General features: G+C 64.2%; 15 protein-coding genes and 1 pseudogene. 13 read left to right on the top strand and 3 right to left on the bottom strand.

What is annotated here, in order from left to right; all coding sequences use genetic code 11:
• Positions 1-50 precede the first annotated feature (50 nt).
• The 5 genes from GJ699_RS26520 (at position 51) to GJ699_RS26500 (ending at position 5,718) form a co-directional block, all read left to right on the top strand.
• Positions 51-1,256 (top strand): LysR family transcriptional regulator, encoded by a 1,206-nt coding sequence (locus GJ699_RS26520; protein WP_154382055.1) that lies wholly within the window; start codon positions 51-53, stop codon positions 1,254-1,256.
• A 144-nt stretch (positions 1,257-1,400) separates the two neighbouring features.
• Positions 1,401-2,744 (top strand): MFS transporter, encoded by a 1,344-nt coding sequence (locus tag GJ699_RS26515; RefSeq protein ID WP_154382053.1) that lies wholly within the window; start codon positions 1,401-1,403, stop codon positions 2,742-2,744.
• Positions 2,745-2,758: 14 nt separating this feature from the next.
• On the top strand, positions 2,759-4,039 hold the full coding sequence (locus GJ699_RS26510) for a gallate dioxygenase (RefSeq protein ID WP_154382051.1): 1,281 nt from the start codon (positions 2,759-2,761) through the stop codon (positions 4,037-4,039).
• Between the two features lie 39 nt (positions 4,040-4,078).
• Positions 4,079-5,161: a porin gene (locus tag GJ699_RS26505; RefSeq protein WP_154382049.1), complete on the top strand. Its 1,083-nt coding sequence runs from the start codon at positions 4,079-4,081 to the stop codon at positions 5,159-5,161.
• Between the two features lie 167 nt (positions 5,162-5,328).
• Positions 5,329-5,718, top strand: a complete 390-nt coding sequence (locus tag GJ699_RS26500) for a hypothetical protein (protein ID WP_154382047.1) — start codon at positions 5,329-5,331, stop codon at positions 5,716-5,718.
• Positions 5,719-5,733: 15 nt separating this feature from the next.
• On the opposite strand, the gene GJ699_RS26495 is transcribed toward GJ699_RS26500, so the two are convergent.
• Positions 5,734-6,849 (bottom strand): helix-turn-helix transcriptional regulator, encoded by a 1,116-nt coding sequence (locus GJ699_RS26495; protein WP_195763656.1) that lies wholly within the window; start codon positions 6,847-6,849, stop codon positions 5,734-5,736.
• 54 nt (positions 6,850-6,903) lie between these two features.
• Here GJ699_RS26495 and GJ699_RS26490 point away from each other — a divergent pair, with 54 nt between their 5' ends.
• Positions 6,904-7,632: a hypothetical protein gene (locus GJ699_RS26490; RefSeq protein ID WP_154382043.1), complete on the top strand. Its 729-nt coding sequence runs from the start codon at positions 6,904-6,906 to the stop codon at positions 7,630-7,632.
• A gap of 131 nt (positions 7,633-7,763) precedes the next feature.
• Positions 7,764-8,936, top strand: a complete 1,173-nt coding sequence (locus GJ699_RS26485) for a Fic family protein (protein WP_154382041.1) — start codon at positions 7,764-7,766, stop codon at positions 8,934-8,936.
• A 9-nt stretch (positions 8,937-8,945) separates the two neighbouring features.
• Here the strand turns inward: GJ699_RS26485 and GJ699_RS26480 are convergent, their stop codons facing one another.
• Positions 8,946-9,629, bottom strand: a complete 684-nt coding sequence (locus tag GJ699_RS26480; RefSeq protein WP_371867676.1) for a siderophore-interacting protein — start codon at positions 9,627-9,629, stop codon at positions 8,946-8,948.
• 56 nt (positions 9,630-9,685) lie between these two features.
• Between GJ699_RS26480 and GJ699_RS26475 the strand changes: the two genes are divergently transcribed.
• Complete coding sequence (locus GJ699_RS26475; protein WP_229262307.1) at positions 9,686-10,144, top strand: MarR family winged helix-turn-helix transcriptional regulator; 459 nt, start codon at positions 9,686-9,688, stop codon at positions 10,142-10,144.
• 9 nt (positions 10,145-10,153) lie between these two features.
• On the opposite strand, the gene GJ699_RS26470 is transcribed toward GJ699_RS26475, so the two are convergent.
• Positions 10,154-11,686: a PAS domain-containing hybrid sensor histidine kinase/response regulator family protein gene (locus tag GJ699_RS26470; protein ID WP_154382036.1), complete on the bottom strand. Its 1,533-nt coding sequence runs from the start codon at positions 11,684-11,686 to the stop codon at positions 10,154-10,156.
• A 203-nt stretch (positions 11,687-11,889) separates the two neighbouring features.
• Here GJ699_RS26470 and GJ699_RS34750 point away from each other — a divergent pair.
• The 5 genes and pseudogenes from GJ699_RS34750 to GJ699_RS26450 form a co-directional block, all read left to right on the top strand.
• Positions 11,890-12,807: pseudogene (locus tag GJ699_RS34750) on the top strand (purine-nucleoside phosphorylase); the annotation flags it as partial.
• 60 nt (positions 12,808-12,867) lie between these two features.
• On the top strand, positions 12,868-13,800 hold the full coding sequence (locus GJ699_RS26465; protein ID WP_267877744.1) for a purine-nucleoside phosphorylase: 933 nt from the start codon (positions 12,868-12,870) through the stop codon (positions 13,798-13,800).
• A gap of 82 nt (positions 13,801-13,882) precedes the next feature.
• A complete protein-coding gene (locus tag GJ699_RS26460) occupies positions 13,883-14,890 on the top strand; it encodes a polysaccharide deacetylase family protein (RefSeq protein WP_154382034.1) in 1,008 nt (335 codons plus the stop codon).
• Positions 14,887-15,504, top strand: coding sequence for an arsenate reductase/protein-tyrosine-phosphatase family protein (locus tag GJ699_RS26455; RefSeq protein WP_229262306.1), 618 nt, complete (start codon positions 14,887-14,889; stop codon positions 15,502-15,504). The genes GJ699_RS26460 and GJ699_RS26455 overlap by 4 nt, the downstream gene beginning before the upstream one ends.
• On the top strand, positions 15,501-17,795 hold the full coding sequence (locus GJ699_RS26450) for an acyltransferase family protein (protein WP_154382032.1): 2,295 nt from the start codon (positions 15,501-15,503) through the stop codon (positions 17,793-17,795). Before GJ699_RS26455 ends, GJ699_RS26450 begins: the two co-directional genes overlap by 4 nt.

The following is a 17,795-nucleotide window of genomic DNA, read 5'->3' as shown; positions in this document are numbered from 1 at the left end:
TGGGCGCTGATTTGTTCTAATCTGCTTATTACGCCTACTTTTTCATCACCATGCCCCTGGTTAGCCTGCGTCACCTTCACGCCTTTAACGCCGTCGCCGCCAGCGGCGGCATCCGCCGTTCCTCGGAAAGCCTGTACCGCGCCTCCTCGGCGGTCGCCCGTTCGGTGGCGGCGCTGGAGGAAAGCCTCAACGCCCAACTGTTCGAACGCAAGGGCCGCGGCATGCTGCTGACCGCGGCCGGCGACGTGGTGCGGCTGCGCGCCGAGCGCATCGAAGCCGAACTGCACGCCGTGCGCGACGAGGCGGTGCGCCAGCGCGACCGCCACGGCACCAAGGTCGGCGGCATCGAAGCGCTGCTCAACGAGCGCCGCCTGCAGGCCGCCACCCTGCTGGCAGAAATGCACCACATGCCCAGCGTGGCCCAGGCCATGGAGGTGTCGCAGTCGGCCGTCAGCCAGGCCATCGCGCGGCTGGAAGACATGCTGGGCCAGCCGCTATTCCTGCGCACCGCGCACGGCATGGTGCCGACCGACATGGGGCGGCGCTGGACCGAATCGTTCGAGCGCGTGCTGGCCGAGCTGCGTCACATCCCCGAAGACATCGCCGCGCTGGAAGGCGTGGTGCTGGGCGTGGTCAGCATCGGCGCGCTGCCGCTGGCGCGCTCGCAACTGCTGCCGACCGCGATCGCCTCGGTGCTGCAACGTCACCCACAACTGCGTATCCGCTCGCTGGAAAGCCCGTATGAAGAACTGATGGCCAGCCTGCTCAGCGGCCGCATCGACTTTATCGTCGGCGCCCAGCGTGCCGGCGCCGGCGACGTGTTCGCCACCCGCGCGCTGTTCGAGGATAAGGCAGCGCTGGTGGCGCGCCAAGGGCATCCGTTGACGCAACGCAGCAAACTGAAGCTGGACGATCTGGCCGGCTACCCGTGGGTGCTGTCGCGCAGCGGCACCCCGTTGCGCGAGTCGCTGGAGCAGTTCTTCCGCCGCCACGGCGCCACCCCGCCGGAGCCGGCGGTGGATACCGGCGACCTCGCTTTGCTGCGCGGCCTGTTGGTTTCCAGCGACATGCTGACTGTCTTATCGGCGCATCAATTGCACCACGAGGTGCAAACCGGGCAGTTGGTGGTGCTACCCTTCGACATGCCCGGAATGGAACGCAGCATCGGTATCACCACCCGCAAGAATGCGCATCTGTCGCCGGGCGCGGTGGCATTGCTGGCTGAGATAGAAACTATCAGCGCACGCTGGCGATAAGCAGATTGAAACGGTACGGCAAGCAAAAGCAATACATCACATCCTGTCCAAACGTACACTGGCAAGGCGTTAGAAGCCGTGGTGATAACAGTCATCACGCTTTACATCCCTTTACAAAATACCTAGCAGCAGACAGGAGACTTAATGAATATAGGACATACGCTCGACGTCCGGGCACACATCAACAGCCGCAAGGTTAGCGGCTACCAGTGGCTGTTGCTGGCCCTGTGTTTCCTGATTGTTGCCACCGATGGCATGGACGTCGCGATAATGGGTTTCCTGGCGCCCGCCATCACGAAAGAATGGGGTATCTCCCGCGCCGCCTTCGGCGTGGTCATGAGCGCGGCACCGATCGGCCTGGCCATCGGCGCCATCCTGGTCGGTCCGATGTCGGACCGCTTCGGTCGCCGCAAACTGCTGCTGACTTCGATCGCCTGGTTCGGCGTCTTCACCGTCGCCAGCGCCTACGCCAGCGACGTCACCTCGCTGTCCTTCATGCGTTTCCTGACCGGCCTCGGCCTGGGCGCGGCGATGCCGAACACCACCACCCTGCTGTCGGAATACGTGCCTGAGCGTTCGCGTTCGACGCTGATCGCCATCATGTTCACCGGCTTCAATCTGGGTTCGGCACTGGTCGGCTTCGGCGCCGCCGCCATCCTGCCGGAACACGGCTGGCGCGGCGTGCTGCTGGCCGGCGGCGCGATCCCGCTGATCTGCCTGCCGATCTACCTGCTGCTGATTCCTGAATCGGTGCGCTTCCTGGTGGTGCGCAACTTCCCGGCCGACCGCATCGGCAAAACCCTGCGCCGCGTGGTTGGCGGCGACGTGCCGGCCAACGCCGCCTTCACCATCAGCGAACCGCAAGTGACCGGCTCGCAACCAGGCAAAGTGCTGTTGTCGGCTGCTTATCGCGGCACCACGCTGTCGCTGTGGGGCACCTACTTCATGGGCCTGCTGGTGATCTACCTGCTGAGCGGCTGGTTGCCGACCATGATCAAGGACGCCGGCCTGCCAATGGAACGCGCCGCCAACATCACCGCGCTGTTCCAGCTGGGCGGCACCGTCGGCGCGCTGCTGGTCGGTTACTTCATGGACCGCGTGGCCCCGAACAAAGTCATCTCCGCAGCCTATATGGGCGGCGCCATCTTCATCCTGGCGCTGGCGTCGGGCAGCGTGGAATCGTCGCTGTTCGCCGCCTTCGTGCTGCTGGCCGGCTTCTGCATGAGCGGCGCCCAGACCGGCCTGAACGCCTACGCCCCGCAGTGCTACCCGACCGCGGTGCGTGCCACCGGTGTCAGCTGGATGCAGGGCATGGGCCGCTTCGGCTCCATCTTCGGCTCGTTCGCCGGCGGCGTGCTGCTGTCGATGGGCTGGGGCTTCAGCGCGGTGATCGCGATCCTCGCGGGTCCGGCCACGCTGGCCGCCATCTTCATCATCATCAACAAGGTAAACCAGCGCGCGGCCACCGCCAGCGCTAAGCAAGCATAAGTATAGGACTCATCATGGCTAACATCATCGGCGCCATCGCCTCTTCTCACACCCCGACCATCGGTTTCGCGCTGGACGCCAACAAACAGCAAGACGCCGCATGGGCGCCGATCTTCCAGGCTTACGAGCCGGTGAAGCAGTGGCTGGCGGAGAAGAAGCCGGACGTCATGCTGGTCATCTACAACGACCACGTGACCTCGTTCTTCTTCGACCACTACTCGGCGTTCGCGCTGGGCATCGGGGAGAGCTACCAGGCGGCCGATGAAGGCGGCGGCGCGCGCAAGCTGCCGCCGGTCGCCGGCCACACCGGACTGGCACGCCACATCGGCCAGTCGCTGATGGCCGATGAGTTCGATATGTCCTTCTTCCAGGAAAAGGGGCTGGACCACGGCTGCTTCTCGCCGCTGTCGATCCTGTGGGACCACGAAGATAGCTGGCCGGGCAAGATCGTGCCGCTGCAAATCGGCGTGTTGCAGTTCCCGGTGCCGTCGGCGCGTCGCTGCTTCAAGCTGGGCCAGGGCCTGCGCCGCGCGATTGAAAGCTATCCGGAAGACCTGAATGTGGTGCTGGTCGCCACCGGCGGCCTGTCGCACCAGGTGCACGGCGAGCGCTGCGGCTTCAACAACACGCCGTGGGACCAGCAGTTCCTCGACCTGTTCGAGAGCGATCCGGAAACCCTGCTCAACATGACCCACGCCGACTACGCCAAGCTGGGCGGCTGGGAAAGCGCGGAAGTGGTGATGTGGATGGCGATGCGCGGCGCCATGGCCAGCAAGGTCAATTGCATCCACCGCGAATACTACCTGCCGTCGATGACCGGCATCGCGGTGGCGCTGTACGAAAACGCCGCGCCGGCCGACAAGGCGCTGAGCGCGGCCGCGCTGGAAGCGCACCGCGCCCACATCGGCCATCAGACCGCCGGCGTGGAAGAACTGGAAGGCACGTATCCGTTCACGCTGGAGACCAGCGTGCGCGCCTACCGCGTCAACAAATACCTGCATCAGCTGGTCAAGCCGGAGTTCCGCGCCCAGTTCAAGGACAATCCGGACGCGACCTACGACGCCGCCGGCCTGACCGCCGAAGAGCGCGACCTGATCAGCCGCCGCGACTGGCGCGGCATGATCCACTACGGCGTCATCTTCTTCCTGCTGGAGAAGCTGGGCGCGGTGGTGGGCGTGTCCAACCTGCACATTTACGCCGCGATGCGCGGCCAGTCGCTGGAAGACTTCCAAAAAACCCGCAACACCAAAGCGATGTACTCGGTGGGTTCGAGCGCCACCTGGGACAAAAAATAAATCAACCTCTCGCACCAAAACAAACGGAGACTTAGAAGCATGAAAAAAGCAATCGCCATCGCAGCAACCGCCTTTGTCGCAACCGCCGCCCACGCCCAGAGCAACGTCACGATTTACGGCATCATCGACGCCGCCGTCGAGACCTACACCAACGCGGACGCGGCCGGCAACAGCGTGACCCGCATGCCTACCCTGGGTGGCGGCATGTTCCCTTCGCGCCTCGGCTTCCGTGGCAGCGAAGATCTGGGCGATGGCCTGAAAGCCATCTTCCAGCTGGAAAACGGCTTCGCGCCGGACACCGGTGCCCAGAACCAGAACCGCCTGTTCGGCCGTCAGGCCTGGGTTGGTCTGCAAGGCAAATGGGGCCAGCTGACTTTGGGTCGCAACTACAACATGCTCAACATCTCGACCTATGACTTCGACATCCTGGGTCCATCGCAGTACGGTCTGGGTTCGCTCGACTCGTTCATCCCGAACGGCCGCAGCGACAACTCGCTGGCCTACCGTGGCACCTTCAGCGGCGTGACGCTGGGTGCGACCTACTCGCTGGGCCGTGACACCTCGACCGCCGGCGGCGCCTCCGGCACCAGCTGCGCCGGCGAAAGCGCCACCGACGCCATCGCCTGCCGCGAATGGTCGACCATGGTGCGTTACGATGCGCAGAGCTTCTCGCTGGTCGGCGCGTTCGACCGCATCTACGGTGGCGCCGGCGCCGCCAACGGCCTGACCAGCAGCGACAAGACCGACAGCCGTGGTCACATCGCCGCCCTGATCAAGCAGGATGACTGGAAAGTCGGCGCCGGCTGGATCGCACGTAACAACCAGGGTTCGACCACCCAGCCGCGCAGCGACCTGTTCTACATTGGCGCGGCCTACAACGTGACCCCGTTCTTCACGCTGGACGGCCAGATCGCCACCCTGAACTACAAAGCCACCAACAACGACTCGAAGCAGATCCTGATTCGTGGCATCTACAACCTGTCGAAGCGTAGCGCGGTCTACGTGGCGGCCGGCCACATCAGCAACGACGGCACCGCCGCCGTGGCGCTGAGCGCGGGCGGTTCGGTCGGCGCGGGCAAGGCGTCGAACGGTCTGATCACCGGTATCAAGCACAGTTTCTGATGTAAGTCAGGAAGCGCACGGGGTTCGCCCCATGCATCCTCCAGGGCCGGCTCCTTTTTATTGCGTAAGGGGCTGGCCCTTTCTTTTTCATGCAAATGCATGATGACCGTCCCCCGCCCCGCCCGTCAGAATTGGGTTACACAAACCACAACGAAAGGGGAATCTCCATGAGGTATATCGTCTGTCTGCTGTTCTGCGCGCTGTTTGCCGGCCAGGCCGCCGCCGCCAATCCCGGCAAGGACGCGCAGCAATGCGTCTCGGTCGAATCGAAACGCGGCGAAATATCGTTGACCAACAATTGCAGCGAACAGATTTTCATCCTCTGGTGCGGCGACATGAAATACAGCAAGGAACGCTGCGGCGACGGGCCGAACGGCTCGTACTACGCGTTTTCCAACAACCTCGGACCGGGCCGCAGTTCGGAATTGCGGATCCGCGCAGGCGGCAACTACAGCTGGGCCGCGTGCTACGGCGGCATTTCCTTTGGCAAGGAAGGCTATGAGGATTATCCGGACGGCAGCTACAAATGCCTGCCCACCGGACATTACGCGCGCTGACGCGGCGACGTTAGCTTAGCCCAGCAGCCGGCTCATCATCCTGACCAGATCGATTTGCCGGCTGTAACCGGTCTTGGCCAGCAGGCTGCGCACCTGCGTGCGCACCGTGTTATGTGAAACGCAGCGTACTTCCGCGATCTGCTCCAGCGTCTGACCGTCGGCCAGCGCGGTGGCCAGGCGCTGCTCCGCCCCGCTCAGGCCAAACATCTCGGCCACCCTGGCGATCATCTCCTCGCTGTTATCGCGCGGCAGCTCCAGCATCAGCAGGAAGTGACGGTCGTCCTGCCAGCCGGCGTAGCAAGCCTGCTCCACCGGCAGCGGCAGCAGCACGGCGCTGAGCAACATGTCCCGTTGCGCTATCTGCACCAGCATCTGCAGCGGCCGTTGACTGACGCGGCACGCCGCCAGCGCGTCATCGACAGCCGGCGACGAACGCCGGCCCAAGCTCCGCAAGCGCTGGTTGACGCAATGTAGCAGGCCGCTGCCGGATGCCAGCGCCTGCTCGGCCAGCGCGTTGGCATGCAGGATGCGGCCGTCCGCGTTCAACAATATCGACAGCGTGCGGCCGGCGGGGCCGCCCAATTGCCAACGCGTGTGCAGTGACTTGAGCTGATGCTGAATCTTGAGCGCCTGCTGGAAGTGAATCAGCAGTTGCGCCAGTTGTCGTTTATGGCGCAACTCGAAATCGCCATGTCCAGGCGGGCGATACCAGCACAGATTGGTGAACGGGATGCCCTGGCCCTCGCTGCCATCGAATAACACCGAACCCAGCATGCCCTCCATGCCGTAGTGGCGGGCGAACTCGTTGTAATAGCGGCTGCGGCGCAATTGATCGCTCGGCACCAGTTCGCTGCCGATCAACACCACGTCGCGCTTCATCCAGCCACGCCGGCGCGCTGCCGCCGCCCAGATGTCTTCATGGCGCCAATAATCGCGGAATTGCGCCACCATCTCGGCGGACGTGTTCTGCCCCAGCAAAATGGCATCCGGCTCGGTCTCCGAGTGCGAGGTGAACATGAACGACGAATCCGCGCCAAACTCCGCGCCCAGCGTCCGCATCAGCTCCGGCCAATGGCCCGGCCCCATCGCACTGGCGTAGATGGCGCTGATATGCTGGGGAGGAAAAGTCATGTTCGATTCACAAGGTTTGGTTAGAAACATTCTAACTTAAGCGATCGCGAAATCATGAAACCAGATTCACTTGTTGTCTTTTGGCTACTTCGCCATACAATCCACAGAGAGAAGCAGGCAAGATCGCTGACAATTATCCATATGCCCAACCTCCCGAACCTGCTCAACAGACGCCCCACCGCAAGGCTGATCGCCCTCGGCATTTACGCGCTATCGCTGTGCTTCACGGGAATCAGAGAAACCCGCGGCGCCGAGCCAGGCATCCTGATTTTGCTCACCGGGCCACTGGGGGTGCTGATCGGCGTTTTCGGATGGTTTGCGAACCCCTTGTTTGGACTGTCGCTGCTACTGAGCAAGCGCCAGTCGGCGTTGTCCATGCTGCTCGCCTTCGCCGGACTGATGCTGGCGTTGTTCGCGGTCAAGCTTACCGCCATTCCCTACGACGATGGCGAAGGCCAATTCATCGAGTTTGGCTTCGGCTACTATCTGTGGTTGACGTCGTTTGTGGCGGCCATGCTCGCGGCGGCGTTCGAGTCCGGGAACTACCTGCTGCGCTGGTGGGCACTGTTTCTGGCTGACCGCCGCGCTGCTCATGCTGCTCCAGCTGTGGCGGGCACAGTTCGGGCTGGCGTGGCGCATCGTGTTGGGCGTTCTTCTAGTGCCGCCACCGTTGATACTGGCGCTGGCCATGCAACTCCACAACAACTGCTCCGCCCGACCAGAATATCTCGGCCAGACCGTGAGCAATTGGAACGACAGCGCCTGCGGCGACTAGCCATATAAGCCGAACTTTGGCCACTTTTACTTGGTTCCAAAGCGGCAAAAAACCTCCTGAAAAACTTAAAAACATTAAGAAACTATTAGTATAATCAAAGGCTTGTACGCACGAAAAAGCGGTAGAAAAAGCGGCAGAAATGTACGATTCTCCCCATCAATTCGAACCACTTTTGCTTAGTGAGCGGCAACTGGAAACAGTCACCCCAGTCACCGAGCGCATTGTCACGGGTTCGATCAAGCTTTCGGCTACCGCCCACGAAACCACACGAGCGAGTCTGCGCGAGCTGGTCCGGCAAATGAATTCCTTCTACAGCAACCGGATAGAAGGACAAAGTACCCATCCGCGCAACATCGAGCGCGCTTTGCATAATGATTTCTCTCACAAGCCTGATGAGGCTCGGCTGCAGCGGATCGCGCTTGCTCATATTGAAGCGGAAAAAGAACTGGAGGCAATGAGCGGCGACGGCTCGGCGCTTCGTTCAGCATTTCTGCTTGAGGCGCATCGGGCGCTGTATGAGCGGCTGGCGCCTGATGATCGCTTGTCAGACGATGGCGTAGTGATTGTGCCAGGCCAAGTTCGGGACCGTGCAGTTCAGGTGGGGCGGCATCTGCCCCCCACCGCTGCGGCTTTGCCCGCTTTCCTTAAACGCTTGGACGATGTGTATGGCACCGCACGGGGCTGGGAGCGGGTATTGATCCACACCGCATGCGCACATCACCGCGTGGCCTGGGTCCATCCTTTCCTGGATGGGAATGGCCGCGCGACACGAATGCAGAGCCACTGCGCGCTTTGGAAATTGTCCGAGGGATTGTGGTCGCCGAGCCGCGGACTAGCGCGCTCCACAGAGGCTTATTACGCTGCACTGCATAACGCGGACTCGCCGAGACGCGGGGATCTGGATGGTCGAGGCAATCTCAGCACCCAAGGCTTGCTGGAGTGGGTCCAGTATTTCTTGGGCGTCTGCGAGGATCAGGTGTCGTATATGTCGAAGATGCTGGCTTTGGATGGCATCAAGCAGCGGATCGAGGCGTTGGTCATCTTCCGGTCGACTCAGGACAAAGGTATTAGAAATGAGGCTATTCTGCCCCTGATACATCTTTTTGGTCTGGGGCCGCTGGCCCGTGGCGAGTTCGCTCAGCTAACCGGACTGGGCGAGCGCAATGCCAGGTCGTTGTTGTCCAAACTCCTGACAATTGGCTTGCTTGTTAGCGACACCCCATATGGCCCGGTTCGTATCGGTCTCCCTCTGGATGCGCTGGGTATGCTTTTCCCCAACCTTTATCCAGAGGTGAACCTGCCGCTTGAATAACAGCGCGGCTTACAGATCTTCGTGGTGGCCCGAGGCGCCTTGCTTCCAGTAGGCCGAGATGCGGGCCGCGTCGCGCGGATGGCCTTTGTCGTTGAACACGCTGTCGCGCACCTGCGCCGCCACCGCCGCTTCGCCGGCGAACCAGAAGAAGCCCTCGCCCGCCGGCAACTGCAGCGCGCGGATCGCGGCCAGCAGCGCGGCCGTGTCGTCCAGCAGCTGCAGCTGCACGTCGGCCTCGCTGCGGAATTGCAGCTGCGACGCCGCCTCGGCGGCCACCAGCACCTGCACCTTGGCGCCGGCTGGCAGTTCTTCCAGCCGGCGACGGATCGCTGGCAAAGCGGTGGCGTCACCGGCCAGCACATGCCAGGCGTAATCCATCGGAATGATCATCGAGCCGCGCGGGCCGCCGATGAAGGCGCTCTGCCCCACCAACGCGTGGCGCGCCCAATCCGACGCCGCACCGGTCGCATGCAGCGCGAATTCGATGGTCAGCTCGCCCGCCACCGGATCGTAGCTGCGCGGCGTGAAATCGCGCCGGTCTTCGTCGCTGATCAGGAATTTCACATGATCGTCATAGGAAGCCGAGACAAAATCGTGTAAGGTCTCGCCTTTGAAGGTGATGGCGACATACTCTGGTGCCAAATAGTCAACCTTGGCCACCTGCAGTTCGCGCCGTTTGAGTTCGTGTCGCACACGTTGAATCCGTCCAGCCATCATCTACTCCAGAATTAGTTGATAATGTCCACATTATGAGCAAACCAGTTAATAAAGTCAACCAATCCGACCAAGTATTCGACGCCATCCATTCGGTGATGCATTTGTACCGCGCACGCCAGTTGCGTGGTCTGCGCGACAACGCGCACGAGCTGACCCATATGGAATACAAGGCCATGGGCTTTTTCCACCGCCATCCCGGCGCCACCCAGGGCGATCTGGTGAACCACTCCGGCCGCGACAAGGCGCAACTGGCGCGCCTGCTGAAAAACCTGCGCGATCAGGGACTGCTGGACGCCAGCCCCGACCCGGCCGACCGCCGCATCACCCGGCTGGCGCTGAGCACGCAGGGCCAGCAGGTCTTCCACAGCCTGAACGCGCTGGGCCAGCAAACCTCGCACGCCGCCGTGGCCGGCATGAGCAGCGAGCAGCTGCAACAGCTGCAAACCCTGCTGCAACTGATCCGCGCCAATCTCGAAGCCGACCCTAACTAAGCGCCGGCGCTACAGCGCCTTCAACGTGCGAATCAGATCGCTAAGACGGTAGGGCTTGGCGATCAGCTCGAAGCTGCCGATTTCCGGCACCTGTTCGCGCAGCGTCGATTCGACATAGCCCGAGGCCAGCACCACCTTCAAGCCGGGCCGCAGCGCGCGCGCCGCCGTCGCCAGCTCAACGCCACTCATGCCGGGCATCACCACGTCACTGAACAGGATGGCGATGTCAGGGTGCCGCTCCAGCGTCTCCAGCGCCTGCGCGCCGTGGTCGGCCGACAGCACCTCGTAGCCCAGATGGGTGAACAGGCTGATGGCGGTTTCCAGCACCTCCGGCTGATCGTCCACCAGCAGCACCCGCTCGGCACCGGCGCCACCGCCCGCCGTCACGCGCGGCTCCTGCTGCGGCAACGCCGGGAAGTACAGCGACACCGTGCTGCCCTCGCCCACGCGCGACTCCAGCGTCAGCGTGCCCTGGCATTGCTGCGCCATGCCGTATACCTGGCTCAGTCCCAGCCCGGTACCCTTGCCCACCTCCTTGGTGGTGAAGAACGGTTCGACCGCGCGCGCCATGGTGGCCGCCGTCATGCCGGCGCCGTCGTCGCGCACCATCACCCGCACATAGCTGCCGGCCGGCAGCCGCTCCACCTCGTGCTCACCGAGCGAAATGGTGCTCACGTCCAGCAGCACATTGCCACCGTCGTCCATGGCGTCGCGCGCGTTCACCACCAAGTTGAGCAGCCCGGCCTCGAACTGGGTCGGGTCGATCATCGCCGGCGGCAAATCCTGCTGCAGTTGCAGATGCAGCCGCATCTGGTCCGGCAGCGCGCGCCGCAGCACCGCCTCGAACGAGCGGATCACGCGGCCGATGTCATGTGGCTCTTGCTGCAGCGGCTGCTGGCGGGCGAACGACAGCAACTGCCGCGTCAGCGCCGCGCCACGCTGGCCAGCGCGGGTCATGGTGTCGATCGATTTGGCGACAATGGCCGGATCGCGCGACATGCGCAGCAGCTCCAGCCCGTTCATGATGACGTTCAGCAGATTATTGAAATCGTGCGCAATGCCGCCGGTCAGCTTGCCCAGCGCTTCCAGCTTCTGCGACTGGAACAGCGCCTCGCGCGCCCGCTCCAGTTCCTCGGCGGCGGCGTGCCGTTCGGTAATGTCGCGCGTGATCTTGGCAAAACCCAGCAGCTCGCCCTGCGGGTCGACGATGGGGTCGATCACCACGCTGGCCCAGAACCGGCTGCCATCCTTGCGCACGCGCCAGCCCTCGTCCTCGAACTTGCCGGCGCTGCGCGCCACTTCCAGCGCATACGCCGGCCGGCCGCGCGCCTTGTCCTCGTCGGTGTAGAACATGGAAAAGTGCTGGCCGATGATCTCGTCCGGATGGTAGCCCTTGAAGCGCTGCGCGCCGGCGTTCCAGGTCACCACCACGCCCTGCGGCGACAGCATGTAGATGGCATAATCGGTCACGCCCATGATGAACTGGCGGAAGCGCTCGGCTTCGATGGCGTCGACACTGGGCAGGACACTCGGCTGCGACATGGTTTTCCTCTGGACTGGATAGCAACGATTTTACTTGAGAGCAAAGGAATGTGGCGCCAATCGTTCGTCCTGGACAAATTGCGGTTCGCTGGCACGCCGATTGCATACAATGTGCTCATCTCTCCACTACCTGAGCGTCCATGTTCCGATTCCGCGCCCTCCCCGCCCTGCTGCTGGCCAGCCTGGCCTGCAATGCCCACGCCGCGCCGCCACGGCCCGTTAAAGTCATGATCATCAGCATGTTCGACCAGGAGGCCAAACTGTGGGACGACAAGCTGCAACTGCGGCAGTCCATTCCGGTGCCTGGCCTGTCGCCGCGCTACCCGGCGGTGCGTTGCAATGACGAAGACGTCTGCCAGCTGACCACCGACATGGGCAAAGCCAACGCCGCCGCCTCGGTGGCCGCGTTGGTGCACAGCGGCCAGTTCGACCTGCGCGCGACCTACTTCCTGGTGGCCGGCATCGGCGGCATCGACCCGGCCCAGGGCACCACCGGCACCGCCGCGTGGTCGCGCTATCTGGTCGATTCGGATCTGGCGTGGGAACTGGACGCACGCGAGCGCGGGCCGGACTGGAGCACCGGCTACCTCGGCATCAACATGAAAACCCCGACCGACGTGCCGCCGCTGCACTACGGCTCCGAAATGTATCAGCTGAATGAAGCGCTGCTGCAGCGCGCGCTGACGCTGTCGCGCGATGTGACGCTGGCCGACTCGCCGCAGGCGCAAAGCTACCGCGCGCGCTACACCGCCGCGCCGGCCAATCAACCGCCGCAAGTGACGCAATGCGACACCATGACCGGCAACACCTGGTATCACGGCGAGCTGCTGGGCCAACGCGCGCGCGACTGGTTCGGCATGCTGACCGGCGGCCAGGGCAGGTACTGCATCGTGGCGCAGGAAGACAACGCCACCTATACGGCACTGAAGCGCGGCGCCGACGCCGGCCTGCTCGACCTGCAGCGGGTGGCGGTGTTGCGCACCGCGTCCAACTTCGACCGCCAGCCGCCAGGCATGACGGCGGCTGAATCGATGCACGCCGAATCGGGCGGCTATCCACCGGCGCTGGAAAACCTGTACCGGGTCGGGAATCCGCTGGTGCAAGACATCGTGCGCAACTGGCCGGCCGGCGCGCCGCCAGCCGTCGCGCGCCCTGCCGCCGCGCCGTACGCGCCACGCATCATGATCGTCAACATGTTCGGCGCCGAAGCCGGCCCCTTCATCAAGGGATTGCAGCTGACCGAGAAACACCCGGTCCCCGGCTTGTCCACCCGCTATCCGGCGGTACTGTGCAACCGCGAGCAGATTTGCCAGATGACCACCGACATGGGCTACAGCAACGCCGCCGCCAGCATGACCGCCCTGCTGTACGCCAGCGGATTCGACGTGCGCAACACCTACTTCATCATCGCCGGTATCGCCGGCATCAGCACCGAGCACGGCACCGTGGCCACCGCCGCCTGGGCCGACTACGCCGTCGACTACTCGCTGTCGCACGAAATCGACGCCCGCGAAATGCCGCAGAACTGGCCCTACGGCTACTTCGGCATCATGACCGACGCCCCCGGCAAAAAGCCCGAGCCGCACTACCGCACCGAGGTGTTCCAGCTGAATACCGCGCTGGTGGACCGCGCCTTCCAGCTGTCGCGCAACGTCAAACTGAGCGACTCGGCGGCGGCGCAAGCCTTCCGCGCCGGCTTCACCAGCGCCCCCGCCAACCAGCCGCCGGTGGTGACCCGCTGCGACACCGTCTCCGGCGACACCTGGTTTGCCGGCGAAACGCTGGGCCGCCGCGCCGCCGAGTGGTCGGCCCTACTCACCGACGGCAAGGCGCGCTACTGCACCTCGCAGCAAGAAGACAATGCCACGCTGGAAGTGCTGCGCCGTGGCCAGGCCGCCGGCAAGGTCGACTTCGCGCGCATCCTGATCCTGCGCTCGGCCTCGGACGTTGACCGTCCACATCCAGGCCAGAGCAATAGCGAAGTGCTGGTCAACTACGCCGACCAGGGCGGCTTCGAACCATCCACCGCCAATCTGCTGCTGACCGCGCGTCCGGTGATCCAGGAAATCACTGGCCACTGGACACGTTGGAAGAAAGGCACGCCCGTCAACTGAGTCGCCTTGAGTTTGATCAAGCGCATGCCCGCGATGGTGACGATGACTACACTGGTCAGATCGCCGTTCCGGAGTGGCAGCCATGCGCGTCTGCATCACCATCGACACCGAATTCAGCATCGCCGGCGCGTTTGCCGATCCGGCGCTGCGACCGGCCAGCGTGCAGATGGTGCGCTGCGACGTCGACGGCCGCTCGCAGGGGCTGGAATTCCTGCTAGGCTGCCTGCGCCGTCACGGCATAACGGCCACCTTCTTTATCGAGACCGCGCAGCGCTACTACTTCCATGATGATCCCATGCGCGCACTGGCGCAGCGCATCGCCGCGCATGGTCACGAGGTGCAGTTGCACCTGCATCCCTGCTGGTCGGTGTTCCAGCATGACGACTGGGCCGAGCGCGTGCGCGCGCAGCCACGCCAGGACGATCTGGCCGGGCGCGATCCAGCATCCACACTGAAGCTGCTGCGACACGGTCTGGCCACGTTTACGGAATGGGATCTGCCGGCGCCGCAAGCCTTCCGCGCCGGGAATCTGCAGCATGACGATATGCTGTACCGCGTGCTGGCGAAGGCCGGCATACGCTACAGCTCCAACATCGGGCTAAGCGTCTTCAATTGCGGCCATCCGGACTATCAACTGCACGCCGGCCGGCATCTGCGGCATGGCGTGCTGGAATGCCCTATCCTCAGCTTCCGCGACTGGGGCACGCATGTGCGCTCGCTGACGGTGGCCGGCAGCAGCTTTGCGGAGATGCGCTGGCTGCTGGATCAGGCGCACGCGGAGGGACTGGAACAAGTGGTGATCCTCAGCCATCCATTCGAATACGTGCAAAGCCGTGGCGAAGGCTTGCGCACCGCGCGGCGGCACGCGGTGAACCAGCGGCGGCTGGAACGTTTGTGCGCCTACCTCGCCGCGCATCCGGGGCGCTTCCAGCCCAGCGGCCTGGCCGCAGCCGCCAGCCAACCGCTGACATCCGCCTCATCGCACAACCCGCTGCTGCGCGGCCGCCTGCTGCACACCACCAGCCGCCTCGCCACGCAAGTGCTCTACGACGGCTACGGCCAGCTGGCACTGCATGCGAGGAAGCCATGACGCCACAGCGCCCACCTCGCGGCTTGAGCGACGCGGTGCGGATGTGGATCAGCGACTACGCGCCCGCGCGCCGCCATGGCAGTTGGCGCGGTGCGGTGCGGGCCTGGCTGGCGCGAGCGGACTTGCGCGCCGGGAGACTGACGGCATTCCAGTTGCACCATCCTGAACGCGTGCGGCGCGTGGTGTTCGTCTGCCTCGGCAACATCTGCCGCAGCGCTTATGCGCAGCGCGTGGCCGCAGACATCGGCATGCAATGCGCCTCGATCGGCCTGTCCACCACCACCGGCGCCGCCTCGCCCGACGCTGCCAGGCACGCCGCCACCCGTGCCGGCGTCAACCTGAACGCCCATCGCGCCACCGATATCCGCGACTTCAGCATCCAGCCCGGCGACCTGCTGTTGGCCATGGAGCCGCGCCACGCCCGCACGCTACAACGCTACCTTGCCGGCCGTCCCGACATCCAGATCGCCCTGCTCGGCCTGTGGTGCCAGCCGCCGACGCCGCATCTGCACGATCCCTACACGCTAAGTGACGCCTACTTCGACCTGTGCTTCGCCCGCATCCGCCAGGCCGTACTCAGACTGCACCACTGCCTGCCACGGAGCGCACCATGAGCTGCTCGTTCTCCATCTACCTCGACGTGGTGCGCATCGTCAGCGCGCTGATGGTGGTGCTGTACCACTCCAATCTGCGGCTGCTAAGCGGCGCCGTGATCCCGCTGCACGACCACGGCCACGCCGCAGTGATCGTATTCTTCGTCCTTTCCGGTTACGTGATCGCCCACATCACCGCCAGCCGCGAGAACACGCCGCTGGAATACTGGTCGAGCCGACTGGCGCGCTTTTACTCGCTGGCGCTGCCCGCCGTGCTGCTGACACCCTTGCTGGACCAGATCGGCATCGCCATGGACCCGCGCTTTTATGAAGGCGCCACTACCCACGGCCAGGCATGGCTGCGCATCCTCACCAGCCTCACCTTCACGAACGAAGTGTGGACACTGTCCATCATGTCGTTCTCCAACGTGCCTTACTGGTCGCTGTGTTATGAATTCTGGTATTACGCCCTGTTCGCAGCCTATAGCTTCACTCGCCGCCGCTGGGCGTGGTGCGCCGGCATCGCACTGCTGATCGGCCCCAAGATCCTGCTGCTGGCGCCAGTATGGACGGCCGGCGTGGTGCTGCACCGCTGGCAGGCCTCGCAGCGCATCCGCCCCGTCACCGGCGCGTGGCTGGTGCTGGCGTCGTGCGTGGCGTATGCGCTGTTTCATCATTTCGACATCACCGAAACCGGGAGCGCATGGCTGCGCGCCCGTATCGGCACCGAGTGGCACCGGCAACTGGCGTTCTCGCGCTACTTCCTCACCGACTATCTGCTGGCGCTGATCGTGGTCTGCCACTTCGCCGGCATGCGCGCACTGGCGCCGCCACTTGAGCGGATTGCGCCGGTCGTGAAGCGGTTTGCGGCCTACACCTTCAGCATCTACCTGCTGCATCAGCCGCTGATCCTGTTTTTCGCGGCGCTGATCCATGGCGATCCGCAGACGCCATGGTTTTATGTCTGTACCATGCTGGCCGTCTTCGCCAGCATCATCGCCATCAGCACCGTGACCGAACAACAGCGGCATCACTGGCGGCGCATGATCCGAGGCTGGCTGGCGCCGCGCCCCACGCAGCCGCTGCCGGCAGTGGTGCTGGGCATCGACACGCCGATCGGCCTTGCCATCATTCGCGATCTGGGCCGACATGGCGTTACCGTGTACGGTATTGCGCGCAGCGATGGCGCACTGGGGCTCAGTTCACGCTATCTGCGGCAGGGCATGCTGCGTGATGGCGACGTGGTGGCGCAGCTATGTCGGCTCGGCGAGGAAATCGGCCCCGCCGCGCTGTTTGCAATTGCGGAGACGGACATCCTCATGCTAAACAATGCGCGGTCGCGGTTGCCCGGCTATCGCATGATGTTCGCGGAAGGGGAACGCATGGAGCGCGTGCTGCGCAAGGATCTGACCTACGCCGCCGCGCGCGATGCCGGCCTGTTCGTGCCACGCACCTGGCATCCGGCCAGCATCCGGGAAGCCGCAGTGGCGGCGCAACAGGTTCGCTATCCGGTGGTGCTGAAATGGGCCGATCCCAACGCCATGATTCCGCTGCTGCGGCAGGCCGGTCTGGTACTGGAAAAGGCGGGTCACTGCGCAGACGCGCCGGCGCTGATGGCCAGCCTGCGCCGCTACCAGTCGCTGGGGCGCTATCCGATGGTGCAGGAATACTGCGCCGGCCATGGACTGGGACAGTTCGTGTTGATGAAGGATGGGGAGGCACTATACCGCTTCCAGCATCAGCGTCTGCATGAGTGGCCGCCGCAGGGCGGCACCTCGACGCTGTGTGTAGCGCTGCCCTCGGCGCAGCACGCTGCGCTGATGCGGCAGTCGGTGGCGCTGCTGAAGGCTTTGCAATGGGAAGGCGTGGCCATGGTCGAATACCGCTACGACCCAGCCACCGGACAGGCGGCACTGATGGAGGTGAATGGCCGCTTCTGGGGTAGCCTGCCGCTGGCATGTCAGGCCGGGGCCAGCTTTCCGTGGCACTGCTATCAGGCGCTTGCGCTCGGCCGGCAGATCGATGCCCGCCCCTACCGCGCTGGCACCCGCTGCCGCTACATGACGGCCGAAACCCGCCGCCTGTTACACCTGCTGGCCCGTGCCGCAGCCGACGGCGTGACCGCCGCCCCGCCCGGCCACACAACCGTTGCGCGCTGGCGCGAACTGTCGGCATATCTGCTGGAATTCCTGCATCCACGCTCGGGCTACTTCGTGCACGACTGGCGCGATCCGCTGCCGCTGTGGCGCGACCTGCGCCACAGCGTCTTCGCGCGACTACGCCAGCCGCGCTATCGGCACAAGGCCAAGTGA

Source organism: Duganella guangzhouensis, assembly GCF_009674535.1.
Taxonomy (GTDB): Bacteria; Pseudomonadota; Gammaproteobacteria; order Burkholderiales; family Burkholderiaceae_D; genus Rugamonas; species Rugamonas guangzhouensis.
The sequence above is the reverse complement of the archived record's forward strand: the minus strand, read 5'-3'. Positions and strand labels throughout refer to the sequence as shown.